Origin of the sequence: Trinickia sp. (genome assembly GCF_051953955.1) — a bacterium.
Lineage (GTDB): Bacteria > Pseudomonadota > Gammaproteobacteria > Burkholderiales > Burkholderiaceae > Trinickia.
Genome location: NZ_JBQCIF010000125.1, coordinates 109,685 through 123,706 on the forward strand (window position 1 = coordinate 109,685; position 14,022 = coordinate 123,706).

Below are 14,022 nucleotides of genomic sequence, written 5' to 3' on the forward strand. Positions count from 1 at the left end.
GTTGCGTTATTGGACAGCCGTAATGCATTCCATCGTTGGGGCGGCATTTGTGCCGAGCCCGTAAATCGTCCAAGGACCGGTGAATGCGGAACCAACGAGGAAGTACAGCTTGCCTTTGAACTCGAAGGCTTCTTGCGAATCCGGCGCGATGAAAAGGTCGTTCGCTGATTTCATCGCATTGCTGGTTGCCAAGGATCGTTTGTCGAAAGACAACGTCCTCTTGCTTAGGCTTGCCAACCGATAGGGAGATGGCGATCGGGTATCGTCCTCTTCGAAATTGATCAAAAGTTCGACGTCTGCGGGATCGGCCGACGTGATCGGGTGACCGTTCACGTTGACGTCGTCTTTGACGGCGAGATTTTTGCCAGGTTTCGCAATGAGAACGTCAGTCGTGAAATCGCCATGGGAACCGAGGGCAATGTTCCGCACGGCAATGAGTCGCTGCCCGTCGCCGAAGCTCAGCCGCAGAAACCGCGAGTCGCCGGCTCCGAGATCGACTACTGCCGGGTCGCTCTTCGGCAGCCAATGCGGTTCTGCAAAACCGGGTGACGAAAAGAAAGCCTTGGGCTCGTCGGCTATGTAGTTCGCATGCGGAAATCGTCGATGTATCGAGCGCAGAGCGTGGTCAACCGAGCTACACAAGTCCGTGTCCGCGGTGTAGACCCTCTGCAATTTGGGCTCGGGTTTTTGCGCGTGGCTCAAACCGGAGGTGGCCATCAAGCCCGCAGCGAGGCCGTAGACCATCGGACGAAGCATTCGCCGAATGGGAGCCTCCACGCTGCAGCCTGGCAACGCGTCCGCGTCCGCCGTCGACGATCGACCTTGCGGGGGCAGGCCTCGTCCTCCCGCTTGGATGCGTGCCTTCAACGACGAATAGACAGCGTGTAACGAGAAAGTCATGATTGAGTCGGTCGAGAAAATTTCGTATCGTTATATCGAAACGGCCTGACCGGCATCTTAAACGGTATGCCTCGCTTCTGTCTATTTGACTGACTTGAATGCTGCCTCGACCCGCGGGCGACGGCAACGCACACACGGCGCTAAACCGCGCGCAATAAATCGTCGAATCGGAGATTTGATTGTTAGGCAAAAAGAACGGAGTCGGGCCGGGCACGTTTTTTTGATTGGCAATCAAAGAAAACGGACTCTATACCGGAAGGCTCGGAATTGCACCGGCACCGGCACCCGTCTCAAAGCGCCGCCATCAAAGCGCCGGCAGCAATTCCGGCGGGTGATGCTTGAGCGTATGCCGCGCTTCGCGAAACTCGGGGAAGATCGATTCGACGGTTTGCCAAAAGCGCGGGCTGTGGTTCATCTCGCGCAAGTGCGCGAGCTCGTGCGCGGCGACGTAGTCGACGATCGACAGCGGGAAGTGAATGAGCCGCCAATTGAGACGGATGCGGCCATCGCTCGAGCAACTGCCCCAACGCGTGGCCGCGGACGACAACGCGCAGCCCTTGTACGCGACGCCGAGCTTTTGCGCGTAATAGTCGAGCCGCCCGCCGAATATGCGCTTGGCTTCGGTTTGCAGCCACCCTTGCACGCGGTCTTTGATTTGCTGCGGATCGGCATGCGCCGGGAGCGCGAGCGCCAGCGTCGCGGCGCTTTCATCGAATACGAGCCCGGCATTCGCCGAGCCGAGCGCGATCCGCACGGGCTTGCCCAAATACGGTATCTGTGCGCCGTCGCGCCACTCGATGCGCGGTAGCGCGCGTTGCTCGGCGCGCGTCTGCCATTCCGCCAGCTTCGCGATGATCCAGCGCTCCTTGGCCGCGATCGCCGTTTCGATATCGGCCAGCGTTACCCAGCGCGGCGCCGTGATGGCCAAGCCGCTGCCGTCGATCGAAAACCCGATCGTGCGCCGCGACGAACGCTTCAATGCGTACTCGATCGTGTGTCCGTTCAACGTCAGGCGCCGCAGCTTCACCCCGTTCGGCGTCGGGTCCTGCCGAGGCGGTGCCGAAACCACGGGCGGGGCGGCGAGCGCCCCGTCGTCGGCCGAGCCACCGAACAACGGCAGATCGAGCTGCCGCGTATCGAGCGCGGTTGCCGCGGGAGGCTTGGCGGACTTTGGCATCGGGGGCTGAGGGTAGGCTGCGTTACGTTGCTTGCGCGTTCGCGCGGCGGCCCGTGCGCAAGCCCGCGGCGCCGCCGGCATCGTCGGCACTAGGATACGCGCCCGGATCGATGCGGCGCATTTCCGCCTCGATCCACGCCTCGACGCGCGTATTGAGTTGGTCGGGCGTCAGGCCGGCCGATTCGATCGGCTTGCCGATCGACACCGTCACCACGCCCGGGTATTTGATGAACGAATTGCGCGGCCAAACGTGACCGGCATTGTGCGCGATCGGCACGACGGGCGCACCGGCATCGATCGCGAAGCGCGCGCCGCCCGTCTTGTATTTGCCTTGCTTGCCGACCGGCGTGCGCGTGCCTTCGGGGAACATGATCACCCAAGCGCCTTCCTTTATGCGCGCCTTGCCCTGCTTCACCACGGAGGCGAACGCGTATTTGCCTTCCTTGCGATCGATGTGAACCATCTTCAGCATGCCGAGCGCCCAGCCGAAGAACGGGACGTAGAGCAGCTCGCGCTTGAACACGTAGCAAAGCGGACGCGGCATGATGGCCGGAAATGCAAGCGTTTCCCATGCCGATTGGTGCTTCGAGAGAAGCACGGCGGGGCCGTCGGGCAAATTCTCCGCGCCTTCGATGCGATAGCGAATGCCGTTCAGACGGCGCACGACGGCCAGCGTGGAACGGCACCAGCCGACGGCCATCCAGTAGCGCCGGTCCGCATTCATGAACGGGAATGCGATGAAGCAGGCCGTCGCATACGGCGCGGTGTAGACGACGAAATAGAGGAACAGCAGCAGCGAGCGGAAAAAGCGGATGAGTCGCATCGGTGTCTTCGATCGGTTGGCGTCGGGCGTGCTCGCGGGCGCCCTCACTCTTGCTGACTGGCAAGGAACGACAGGGCGAACGCTTTCAAGTCGTCGTGCACCTGCGCGCCCTCGGGCAAGCCGCCCGCCGCGAGCGTCTTCTTGCCTTTGCCCGTCAGCACGAGGTGCGTCGGAAAGCCGAGCGCCGCGCCCGCCTGCAAATCACGCAGCGCATCGCCGACGACGGGCGTGGCCGCCGGATCGATCTCGAAGCGGTCGATGATCATCTGCAGCATGCCCGGCTTGGGTTTGCGGCATTCGCATTGGTCCTCGGCCGTATGCGGGCAGAAAAACACGGCATCGATGCGGCCGCCGACGAGCGCAGCCGCACGGTGCATCTTCTCGTGCATGGCGTTCAGCGTCGCCATGTCGAACAAGCCGCGGCCGATGCCGGACTGGTTCGAGGCGACGGCGACGCGATAGCCGGCCTGATTGAGCCGCGCGATGGCCTCCAGGCTGCCGGGGATCGGGATCCACTCGTCGGGCGTTTTGATGAAGGCATCCGAATCGACGTTGATGACGCCGTCGCGATCGAGAATGACGAGTTTCTTGGCGGAGGTCATATGCGTTGCTTCCGTCCGCTTACGCCGCGAGCTTCGAGATATCGGCCACGCAATTCATCTGCGCGTGCAATTCGGCCAACAGCGCGAGCCGATTGCGACGCAGCGCGGCGTCCTCGGCGTTGACCATGACGTCGTTGAAGAACGTATCGACCGGATCGCGCAGCGCCGCGAGCGCCGACAGCGCCCGCGTGTAGTCGCGTTGCTGGAGTTGCGCTTGAACGGTGGGCGTGACTTTCTTCAGTTGCTCGCTCAGCGAACGTTCCGCGGGCTCGACGAGCAGCGCCGGCTGCACGGGCGATGTTGCCGCCCCGTTCGCGGCAGCGACGCAGGCCGCGGCGAGGCTCACCTCGGCTTCCGACTTCTTCAGGATGTTCGTGATCCGCTTGTTGGCCGCGGCCAATGCGCCGGCTTCGGGCAGCACCGAAAACTCGCGCACGGCATCGAGCCGCGCGAGGATGTCGTCGACCTTGCTCGGCTGCAGGCTCAAGACGGCCTCGATCTCGCTCGCGGCATAACCGCGCTCGCGCAGCAGGCCGCGCAGCCTATCCATGAAAAACGCGTGGAGTGCGTCGGTGCAGTCCGCCACTTGCGGCGCGGCGCCGAAGCAGCCGAAAGCCTCTCGCAGCAGTGCAACGAGATCGATCGGCAACTGCTTTTCGATCAAGATGCGCAGCACGCCGAGCGCGTGGCGGCGCAGCGCGAATGGATCTTTTTCGCCGGTAGGGACGAGGCCGATGCCCCAGATTCCCACCAGCGTTTCGAGCTTGTCGGCGAGCGCGACGGCCGTGCCGACGCGCGTGGCGGGCAGCGCATCGCCCGAGAAGCGTGGTTGATAGTGTTCCGTGCAAGCCAGCGCGACGTCTTCGGGCTCGCCGTCATGGCGGGCGTAATAGGTGCCCATCGTGCCTTGCAGCTCCGGAAATTCGCCGACCATGTCGGTCAGCAAATCGGCCTTCGCGAGGCGCGCGGCGCGCGCAGCCTCGCTCGGATCGGCGCCGACGAGCGGCGCGATGGCGCGGGCCAGTGCCTCGAGACGCTCGACACGTTGGAGTTGCGAGCCGAGCTTGTTGTGATAGACGACGTTCGCCAGCAGTGGCACGCGTTCGGCGAGCGGCTTTTTCTTGTCTTGCTCGAAGAAGAACTTCGCATCGGCCAGACGCGGGCGCACGACGCGCTCGTTGCCTTCGACGATTTCGCCCGGCGTGTCCGTCTCGATGTTCGAGACGATCAGGAACCGCGAGCGCAGCTTGCCGGCTTGATCGGTCAGCGCGAAGTACTTCTGGTTCGTCTGCATCGTCAGAATCAGGCATTCCTGCGGCACTTGCAGAAATTGATCGTCGAAGCGGCACTCGTAGACGACGGGCCATTCGACGAGTGCCGTGACTTCGTCGAGCAGCGCCTCGGACATCACGACGGTGTCGCCGTGCGCATGGGCGTTCAACTGCTCGACGATGCTCGCGCGCCGCGCATCGAAACTCGCGATCACGCGGCCCTTGCTGCGCAGCGTTTGCACGTACTCCTCTGCATGCAAGAGACCGACGAGGCCGTCCGACAGGAAGCGGTGACCGAGCGTCGCGTCGCCGGCATCGATGCCGAACGCCGTGACGGGCACGACGCGATCGCCGTGCATGGCCGTGAGGCGCTGCACGGGACGGACGAACTGCACGCTCGCGCCGTCGGGCCGCTGGTAGGTCATGACCTTGGGAATCGGCAGCTTCGCCAGTGCTTCGTCGAGCGCGGCTTGCAGGCCGTCCGCGAGCGTCGCGCCCGGTGCCGCATAGCGCAGGAAGAACGCTTCGGCTTTGCCATCCGAGGCGCGTTCGAGATCGCTGACCGCCACATCGGGAAAACCGAGGGCCGCGAGCTTCTTCGCGAGCGGTGCGGTGCTCTGGCCGTTCGCGTCGAGCGCGACGGAGACGGGCAGGACTTTCTCCCGAACCTGTTTCTCGGGGGCGACCTCGCGCACGTTCCTCACGAGCACGGCGAGGCGGCGCGGCGTGCCGAACGCTTCGTACGACGGTTCGCCGGCGATCAGATCGCGCGCGGCCAGGCGTTCGGCGAGGCCCTGGGCGAATGCCTCGGACAGCCGTGCGAGCGCCTTAGGGGGCAATTCCTCAGTCAACAGTTCGACGAGCAGGGTGGCTTGGTGAGCTTGATTCATGTTCGTTGAGTCTCGTCATTCCTTGTCGATCGTGCGCTCTGCTCGCAAAGGCGGCGCCCATGCCGGCATCGCGGCGTCCTGCTCGTCCGTCGTCAAGCCGGGCACGCCGTGCACGGGGTTGCCGAGCATCGGAAAGCCGAGCTTTTCTCGCGAATCGTAATAGGCTTGCGCGACGAGCCGCGACAGCGCGCGGATGCGGCCGATGTAGGCCGCACGCTCGGTGACCGAAATCGCACCACGGGCATCGAGCAGGTTGAACGTATGCCCGGCCTTGAGCACGAGCTCGTAGGCGGGCAGCGCCAGCGGCGTTTCGATCATCCGCTTGGCCTCGGACTCGTAGCTGTTGAATTGCGAGAACAGCAGTTCGACGTTCGCGTGCTCGAAGTTGTAGGTCGATTGCTCGACTTCGTTCTGATGGTAGACGTCGCCGTAGGACAGGCGCCGCAGTTCGGGGCCGCTCGGGCCCGCTTCTTCCCATTCGGTCCAGACGAGGTCGTAGATGTTCTCGACTTTTTGCAGATACATCGCGAGGCGCTCGAGCCCATACGTGATTTCGCCGAGCACCGGTTTGCAATCGAGCCCACCCACTTGCTGGAAGTAGGTGAACTGCGTGACTTCCATGCCGTTGAGCCAGACTTCCCAGCCGAGTCCCCAGGCGCCGAGCGTCGGGTTTTCCCAGTCGTCTTCGACGAAGCGCACGTCGTTTTGCTTCAGATCGAAGCCGAGCGCTTCGAGCGAGCCGAGATAGAGATCGAGAATGTTTTCCGGCGCGGGCTTGAGCACGACCTGGTACTGGTAGTAGTGCTGCAGGCGGTTGGGATTTTCGCCGTAGCGGCCGTCCTTCGGACGCCGCGACGGCTGCACGTAGGCCGCGCGCCAAGGCTCGGGCCCGATGGCGCGCAAGAACGTATGGACGTGCGAGGTGCCTGCGCCGACTTCCATGTCGATCGGCTGGAGTAGCGCGCAACCCTGTTTGTCCCAGTAGGATTGCAGCGTCAGAATGATTTGCTGAAACGTGAGCATGTCGTGCCTATGGCGGCTGGAGGCGGATCGGCCCGATTGCCGGCCGTGCGCGGCTGCGCGCGCTGGCGGCGTCGGGCGGGCAGGCGGCAGGGCCACTGCCCGGGCGCTAAAACAAGGAATTTTACCGGATTGGCCGTGCGTTGCGGCTTTTGCGCCTCGGGCCATATGCAAACCCGAAGGCGATCAGCACGAGCGAGACTGCCAGCACGAGGTTGTTGCCGACCGTGACGTAAGGCGTGCGCCCCGTCATCCCCTGCACCGTTGCTTCGATTTGCCCTGTCGTATACGCCGGCAAGCGCGCCGTCACGCGGCCCCGCGCATCCACTACGGCCGTCGTGCCCGTGTTGGTCGCGGCAATCAGGGGCCGGCCCGTTTCGAGCGTGCGCATGCGCGCCATCTGCAAGTGCTGATCGAGCGCGATCGTATCGCCGAACCAGGCGAGGTTCGACGCATTGACCAAAATCCCCGCCGGCACGGCTGCCTCGCGCAGCCTGCGCGCGATTTCCTCGCCGAAGATGTCTTCGTAGCAGATGTCGACGTCGACGGGCTGATCGTGGACCATGAAGGCGTGCTGCACGGGCTTGCCGCGCGCGAGATCGCCGAGCGGAATGTTCATCAACTGCACGAACCAGTGGAAACCCCACGGAACGAATTCGCCGAACGGCACGAGATGGTGCTTGTCGTAGCGGTACAGCTCGCGCGAGCCCGGCGTGACGCCGAAGAAGCTGTTGGTTTCGTCGACGTATCGGCCGTCGGGGCCGATCGATGCGCCGAATGCGCCGATCAGCAACGATGAGCCCGTGTTGTCTGTGAACGTGCGCAATGCGCGCCCGAACGTTTCGGGAAACTGCTGCGGCAGCATCGGGATCGCGGTTTCCGGCGTCACGATGAGATCGGCCGCGTGCGCGGTGATCATCCGCTCGTAGAGGTCGAGCGCGGCAGTGACGCCGGCTTGATCGAACTTCATCTCCTGCTTGACGTTGCCTTGCAGCAGCCGGACCGTCAGCGGCGCATTGCCGGGCAGCGTCCAAGCGACGTGCGAAAGCGCGGTGCCGGTACCTATGACGGCGAGCGCGGCCACGGCCGGCAACAGGACTTGCGCGTAGCGGCGCGGCGATGCGAACCACGCCCAGGCGCTCTGCACGATGAGGGCCGCGCTGAGCGCCAAGACCCAGCCGACGCCATAGACGCCCGCGATGGCGGCGAAGCCCGCGAGCGGCCCGTCGACCTGCGCATAGCCGCTTGCGAGCCAAGGGAAGCCGGTGAATACCGTGCCGCGCAGCCACTCGCCGATCGCCCAGGCGCTCGCGAACGCGAACGCGCCATGCCAAGTGGGCGAAAACGGGCGCGCTTGCCGCTCGCGTCCATCGTTCGCCGCGGAATGCCCGGCGCAGAATGACCATAGCCCCGCCGAAATCGCGGGATAGAGCGCGAGATAGAGCGAGAACAGGACGAGCGCCGCACCTGCGAGCGGCGCCGCCATCTCGCCGTAGTGGTGCATGCTGACATAGATCCACCAGACGCCCGTGACGAGATTGCCGAAGCCGAATGCGCCCCCCGTCAATGCGGCGGTTTTCCAGCTCGTCGTACGCGCGAGCCAGCCGTAGAGCATGGCGAAGACGGCGATTTCGAGCCAGCCGCCGTGCGGCGTCGGCGCGAACGAGAGCGTATTCAGCGCGCCGAGCGCCAGCGCGGCGACATAATGCCAGCGCGAGAGCGCACCGGGCCCCATGGCGGTGCTCGCTGCGGCGGCGTGGCCGCGCAGACGGGAGGTGATCGATTCAGTCATGGATGCGCGGCATCGAGGGATTTCGGGCAATCGCGAAGAACCGCGATGAAAACGTCAAGTCTGAACGTGCTGCGCCTCGCGTTCGCGCTGGCCCGCGAGCGGATCGCGCCGCACGAGCAGCACATGGACTTGGCGCGCGTCGCCGCGCAGGATTTCGAAGAGGAGGTCGTCGATCCGCACGCGCTCGCCGCGATGCGGCACACGGCCGAAATGATGCGTCACGAGGCCGCCGATCGTATCGACTTCCTCATCCGAAAAGTGCGTGCCGAAGACTTCGTTGAATTGCTCGATCTCGGTTAGTGCGCGCACGCGGTAGCGGCCGTCGGGCGAGGCGATGATGTTGCCGCTTTCCTCGTCGAAGTCGTATTCGTCCTCGATGTCGCCGACGATCTGCTCCAGCACGTCTTCGATCGTGATGAGCCCGGCCACGCCGCCGTATTCGTCGACGACGATCGCAATGTGATTGCGATTCATGCGGAAATCGTGAAGCAGCACGTTGAGCCGCTTCGCTTCGGGAATGAAGACGGCGGGGCGCAGCATGCCCCGCACGTCGAACGATTCCTCGGCGTAGTAGCGCAGCAGATCCTTCGCGAGCAGCACGCCGATGATGTTGTCGCGGTTGCCCTCGTACACCGGATAGCGCGAGTGCGCTTTTTCGAGGACGAAGGGGATGAATTCCTCGGGGCTGCGCTCGATGTCGATGGCGTCCATCTGGGCGCGCGGCACCATGATGTCGCGCGCGCAAAGATCGGACACTTGAAAGACGCCCTCGATCATCGAGAGCGAATCGGCATCGATCAAATTACGCTCGTGCGCGTCTTGCAGAACTTCGAGCAACTCGCCGCGCGATTCGGGCTCGGGCGAAATGAAATCGGTCAGGCGCTCGAGCAGCGAGCGTTTCTCGGTAGGCTTGTCGGTATGGCGTCGACTGGGATAGGCGTCGTTCATGGCGTTGCGTCCGGCGCGGCTGGACGCGAGGTAAACGGAGAGTAAAGGATACACCACGCAAAAGTAGGACCATCTATGCCGATGGGCTGGTAAAGTGCGCGACAGGCACCGTAAGGCAGGTGCAAGCCGGTTTTCACCACCCGTTTTCTACCTTGTTTGCGCGAAAGAAATATGTCGGAAGAGTTTGAAGTGCGCGGGCCGCACGAAGAAGCGCTCGAACACGCGGGGCACGGTCATGGTCACGGCCACGCTGACGGCCATGCGCCCCGCGGTGTGCCGCTCGATCCGTTCGCGGGCCGCATTGCGGTCATGACGGCCGTGCTCGCGACGATCGGCGCGGTCTTTTCCTATCAAGGCGGATCCACCGAGGGACTCGCGCTCTTTTACAAGAACGAAGCGGCGATTCGCAAGACGGAAGCGGCCAATCAGTGGAGCTACTACCAGGCCAAGGGCGAAAAGCAGAATCTGGCCGAGCTCGGTGCGGCGCTGACGGCGGCGGACCCGAAGGTCGCGGGCAAGTTCGCCGCCGACGTCGCCAAATACGCGCAGCAAAAGACGGCGATCCGGGCTCAGGCCGAAGGGCTCGAGAAGTCCGTCGCGCAAGCCGATGCCGCCAGCGAGCGGCAACTGCACCTGCACCATCGCTGGGCGCAGGCGACGACGCTCACGCAAATCGCGATTTCGCTGGCCGCGATCACGCTGCTCACGCGCCGCCGCTGGCTGCTCGGTGCCGCGCTGGGCGTGGCGGGGATCGGCACGATCGTCGGTGTGGCGGCCTTTCTCGGGTATTGACGGATGCAATGAAGGTCGCCGGCATCGGCAGCCGCTGGCGCCGGTGGCATTCACCGTAGCCCCCGTACGGAACCCCCGAATCACGCGAATTCCCGCCCCGGCGCCTCGACGATTTTCGACAACTACAGACAGCGCTCCAGCAGCGCTTCGAGCGCCCGGTCGGGCATGCCGCATTCGCGCAGCGCCTCGACCGTTCTGCGCACATAATCGAGCGTCGTGCCGTAGCGGCCGCGCGCGCAGCCGAATACGGCCTTGATGATGTCGTCGGACAATTTGCCCGTGTAAGTCGGCACGTCGCGCCGCATGACGAACGCCAGCGCTTCGATACGGCGCCCGTCCGACAGCCAGCAAGGTAGCCATGCCGGCCGGTACGAGCCCATCGGCATTTCGCGCCGCCAGAGCGCTTCCAAATGCGGCCATGCGCCGACGCCGGCCAGCCTGAACGCCATCCCCGTGCAGGAGCCGCCGCGATCGAGCGCGAGCACGAGCCCGGGCTGCTCCGGCGTGCCGCGGTTCACGCGCGACCACAAGTACAAGCCGCGGTGATAGCCGCGCACGCGCGCACGCACGGTTTCGGCGGCGGGCATGCCCGGATTCCAGATCAGCGAGCCATAGCCGAACAGCCAGAGATCGCTCGTACCGTCCCAGTGACGCATGGTATCGGCGAGCGAAGCGGCGAGCTCGGCGTCGCCGAGCAAGCGCGCTTCACCGAGCGCGGGCGGATAGCCCGGACAAGCCGGGGCAAGCAGGGTAGGCGGGGCGGGCAGGCTCGTGTCGGACATCGCTAGGCGGTCAGCGGGAGCGGTCCCCGTAGGGGTCGGCGAAGCCGAGGCTCCCGAGAATCTGCGTTTCGAGCGCTTCCATTTCCTCCGCCTCTTCGTCGTCCTCGTGGTCGTAGCCCTGCGCATGAAGCGTGCCGTGCACGATCATGTGCGCGTAGTGCGCGACGAGCGGCTTGCCCTGGCTTGCCGCCTCGTCTTCGATCACGGGGCAGCACAGGATCAGATCGCCCGAGACGGGATCGTCCTCGCTCTCGGCATAGGCGAACGTCAGCACGTTCGTCGCATAGTCCTTGCCGCGATAAGTGCGATTGAGCACGCGGCCTTCGTCGGCATCGACCAGGCGCACCGTGAGCTCGCCGTCCGCGAACAGCGCCGCCTTGATCCAGCTCGAGACATGCGTGCGCGATACCGCGGCCTTGTGCTCGGGGAATGCTTTGGCGGCCGGAAACTGCAACGTCAGCTTGAGCCGCGGCGTACGGGGCGTGTCGTTCATCGATTGGTCGGTTCGCATCGAAGCATCATCGCCCGTCGATAGGCGCGGCGTCGTCCTTTTTCGTGTGCTTGTCGTACGCTTCGACGATGCGCGCGACGAGCGGATGCCGCACTACGTCCGCGCTCGTGAATCGCGTGAGCGCGATGCCGCGCACGTTCGCGAGCACTTGCTGCGCTTCGATGAGGCCGCTCTTCGCGCCGCGCGGCAAGTCGACTTGCGTCGTGTCTCCCGTGACGACGGCTTTCGAGCCGAAGCCGATGCGCGTGAGGAACATCTTCATCTGCTCGGGCGTCGTGTTCTGCGCTTCATCGAGAATGATGAACGCATGGTTCAGCGTGCGTCCGCGCATGTAGGCGAGCGGCGCGATTTCGATCATCTGCCGCTCGAACATCTTCGCCGTTTTATCGAAGCCGAGTAGATCGTAGAGCGCATCGTAAAGCGGACGCAGATACGGATCGACTTTCTGTGCGAGGTCGCCGGGCAGAAAGCCGAGGCGCTCGCCCGCTTCGACGGCCGGCCGCGTGAGGACGATGCGCTTGACCTGATCGCGCTCGAGCGCGTCGACGGCGCAGGCCACGGCCAGATAGGTCTTGCCGGTCCCCGCGGGGCCGACGCCGAAAGTCACGTCGTGCGAGACGATCTGCTTCAGATATTCGCGCTGCGCCGGCGTGCGCCCTCGCAGATCGGCGCGGCGCGTGTAGAGCTTCGGGCCCAGCTCCTCGATGCTTTCGTCGTCGACGCCCGCCGGTTCGTCGAACGGGTGATCGGGGTCGTAGCGGTCCGAGGCGCCTTCATCTTGCGCCGCACCGTGGTTGCCCGGATGACGCGCCTCGACGAGCGCGAGCTGGATGTCGTCGACGGACAGGGGCTCGCGGGCGCGGTTGTAGAACGTTTCGAGCGCGCCGAGCGCGACTTTCGCGCCGCGTCCGCGGATCGAGATGCGATGGCCGCGGCGCTGCAGCGTGACGTCGAGCGCTTGCTCGATCTGCCGCAGGTTTTCGTCGAGCGGCCCGCATAGATTGGCGAGGCGCGCGTTGTCTTCGCGCGGCGCGGTGAATTCCAGGGACGGGGCGGTCTTCAAGGCGAAAGTCGGTTCCTTAAGGAGCTTGGGCTCAGGCGATGGATTCGGGGTGCTCCGCGAGCACGAGCTCGCCGCGCAGCGAATGCGGGTACGCGCGCGTGATCCGCACGTCGATCATTTGGCCGATCAGCCTCGCATGCGCGGCCACCGGTGCCGGGAAGTTGACGACCCGATTGTTGGCCGTGCGTCCCGCCAGTTCCGTCGGATCCTTGCGCGCGGGGCGCTCGACGAGAATGCGCTCGACGTTGCCGACCATCGCTTCGCTGATGCGCACGACGTTGGCATCGATCGTAGCCTGCAGGTGCTGCAGGCGCTCGAGCTTCACTTCACGCGGCGTGTCGTCGTGCAGATTCGCGGCCGGCGTGCCGGGACGCGGGCTGTAAATGAACGAGAAGCTCGTGTCGTAGCTCATCTCGTGCACGAGCGCCATCGTCTTGTCGAAATCGTCCTGCGTCTCGCCCGGAAAGCCGACGATGATGTCGGTCGACAGGGAAAGGTCGGGCCGGATCGCGCGTAGGCGGCGGATCACCGATTTGTACTCGAGCACGGTGTAGCCGCGCTTCATCGCCATCAGGATGCGATCGGAGCCGTGCTGGACGGGCAAGTGCAGATGCGAAACGAGCTTGTCGACCTTCGCATAGACATCGATCAGCCGCTGCGTGAACTCCTTCGGATGCGACGTCGTGTAGCGGATGCGCGCGATGCCGGGAATCTCGGCGACGTATTCGATCAGCGTCGCGAAATCGGCGATCTCCGTGGCGCCGGCCGTCAATGCGCCGCGATACGCGTTGACGTTCTGCCCTAGCAGCGTGACTTCGCGCACGCCTTGATCGGCGAGCCCAGCGATTTCGGTGAGGACGTCGTCGAGGGGGCGCGAGACTTCGTCGCCGCGCGTGTAGGGCACGACGCAGTAGCTGCAGTATTTGCTGCAGCCTTCCATGATCGAGACGAAGGCGCTCGGGCCATCGACGCGCGCGGGCGGCAGATGGTCGAACTTTTCGATTTCGGGGAACGAGATGTCGACCTGCGAACGGCCGCTCGCGCGGCGCGCGTCGATCATCTGCGGCAGCCGATGCAGCGTTTGCGGGCCGAACACGAGATCGACATACGGCGCGCGCGCGACGATCGCGGCGCCTTCCTGGCTCGCGACGCAGCCGCCGACACCGATCAAGAGGCCCGGCTTCGCCTCTTTCAGCTCGCGCACGCGGCCCAAATCGGAGAAGACCTTCTCCTGCGCCTTTTCGCGCACGGAGCAGGTGTTGAAGAGGATGACGTCGGCGTCTTCGGGGGAATCCGTCTTGACGAGTCCTTCAGCGGCACCGAGCACGTCGACCATTTTGTCGGAGTCGTACTCGTTCATCTGGCAGCCGAAGGTTTTTACATAAACTTTCTTGGTCATGAAGCTCGCCGTTCGCAGTGGTTGACCTGGGGGCGTAGGTAAGTCGGGGGCC

13 protein-coding genes are annotated in these 14,022 nt (G+C 64.5%); 1 reads left to right on the top strand and 12 read right to left on the bottom strand.

Going from position 1 to position 14,022, the window contains the following annotated elements:
- Nucleotides 1-6: 6 nt before the first annotated feature.
- From ACTHNZ_RS23580 to ACTHNZ_RS23615, 8 genes are all read right to left on the bottom strand, one after another.
- A complete protein-coding gene (locus ACTHNZ_RS23580; RefSeq protein ID WP_440545005.1) occupies nt 7-744 on the bottom strand; it encodes a hypothetical protein in 738 nt (245 codons plus the stop codon).
- Nucleotides 745-1,204: 460 nt separating this feature from the next.
- Complete coding sequence (locus ACTHNZ_RS23585) at nt 1,205-2,077, bottom strand: M48 family metallopeptidase (protein ID WP_440545006.1); 873 nt, start codon at nt 2,075-2,077, stop codon at nt 1,205-1,207.
- A 22-nt stretch (nt 2,078-2,099) separates the two neighbouring features.
- Nucleotides 2,100-2,891, bottom strand: a complete 792-nt coding sequence (locus tag ACTHNZ_RS23590; RefSeq protein WP_440545059.1) for a lysophospholipid acyltransferase family protein — start codon at nt 2,889-2,891, stop codon at nt 2,100-2,102.
- 53 nt (nt 2,892-2,944) lie between these two features.
- Nucleotides 2,945-3,502 (bottom strand): D-glycero-beta-D-manno-heptose 1,7-bisphosphate 7-phosphatase, encoded by a 558-nt coding sequence (gene gmhB, locus ACTHNZ_RS23595; protein ID WP_440545007.1) that lies wholly within the window; start codon nt 3,500-3,502, stop codon nt 2,945-2,947.
- 19 nt (nt 3,503-3,521) lie between these two features.
- The gene (gene glyS / locus ACTHNZ_RS23600; protein ID WP_440545008.1) at nt 3,522-5,663 is read right to left on the bottom strand and encodes a glycine--tRNA ligase subunit beta; all 2,142 of its coding nucleotides are present in this window, start codon (nt 5,661-5,663) and stop codon (nt 3,522-3,524) included.
- Nucleotides 5,664-5,678: 15 nt separating this feature from the next.
- Nucleotides 5,679-6,686, bottom strand: coding sequence for a glycine--tRNA ligase subunit alpha (gene glyQ / locus ACTHNZ_RS23605; protein ID WP_440545009.1), 1,008 nt, complete (start codon nt 6,684-6,686; stop codon nt 5,679-5,681).
- Nucleotides 6,687-6,807: 121 nt separating this feature from the next.
- Complete coding sequence (gene lnt / locus ACTHNZ_RS23610; RefSeq protein WP_440545010.1) at nt 6,808-8,475, bottom strand: apolipoprotein N-acyltransferase; 1,668 nt, start codon at nt 8,473-8,475, stop codon at nt 6,808-6,810.
- Nucleotides 8,476-8,529: 54 nt separating this feature from the next.
- Nucleotides 8,530-9,423: an HlyC/CorC family transporter gene (locus ACTHNZ_RS23615; protein WP_440545011.1), complete on the bottom strand. Its 894-nt coding sequence runs from the start codon at nt 9,421-9,423 to the stop codon at nt 8,530-8,532.
- 171 nt (nt 9,424-9,594) lie between these two features.
- Between ACTHNZ_RS23615 and ACTHNZ_RS23620 the strand changes: the two genes are divergently transcribed.
- The gene (locus tag ACTHNZ_RS23620) at nt 9,595-10,215 is read left to right on the top strand and encodes a DUF4337 domain-containing protein (RefSeq protein WP_440545012.1); all 621 of its coding nucleotides are present in this window, start codon (nt 9,595-9,597) and stop codon (nt 10,213-10,215) included.
- Between the two features lie 122 nt (nt 10,216-10,337).
- On the opposite strand, the gene ACTHNZ_RS23625 is transcribed toward ACTHNZ_RS23620, so the two are convergent.
- From ACTHNZ_RS23625 to miaB, 4 genes are read right to left on the bottom strand one after another with little or no spacing between them, the layout of a single operon-like run.
- Entirely contained in the window at nt 10,338-10,997 is a 660-nt protein-coding gene (locus ACTHNZ_RS23625) for a gamma-glutamylcyclotransferase (RefSeq protein ID WP_440545013.1), read from the bottom strand.
- Nucleotides 10,998-11,007: 10 nt separating this feature from the next.
- Nucleotides 11,008-11,490 carry an rRNA maturation RNase YbeY gene (ybeY, locus tag ACTHNZ_RS23630; RefSeq protein WP_440545014.1) on the bottom strand — a complete coding sequence of 161 codons (483 nt, stop codon included), beginning with the start codon at nt 11,488-11,490 and terminating at the stop codon, nt 11,008-11,010.
- Nucleotides 11,491-11,515: 25 nt separating this feature from the next.
- The gene (locus ACTHNZ_RS23635; protein ID WP_440545015.1) at nt 11,516-12,571 is read right to left on the bottom strand and encodes a PhoH family protein; all 1,056 of its coding nucleotides are present in this window, start codon (nt 12,569-12,571) and stop codon (nt 11,516-11,518) included.
- A gap of 31 nt (nt 12,572-12,602) precedes the next feature.
- Nucleotides 12,603-13,970, bottom strand: a complete 1,368-nt coding sequence (gene miaB, locus ACTHNZ_RS23640; protein ID WP_440545016.1) for a tRNA (N6-isopentenyl adenosine(37)-C2)-methylthiotransferase MiaB — start codon at nt 13,968-13,970, stop codon at nt 12,603-12,605.
- Between the last annotated feature and the right edge of the window lie 52 nt (nt 13,971-14,022).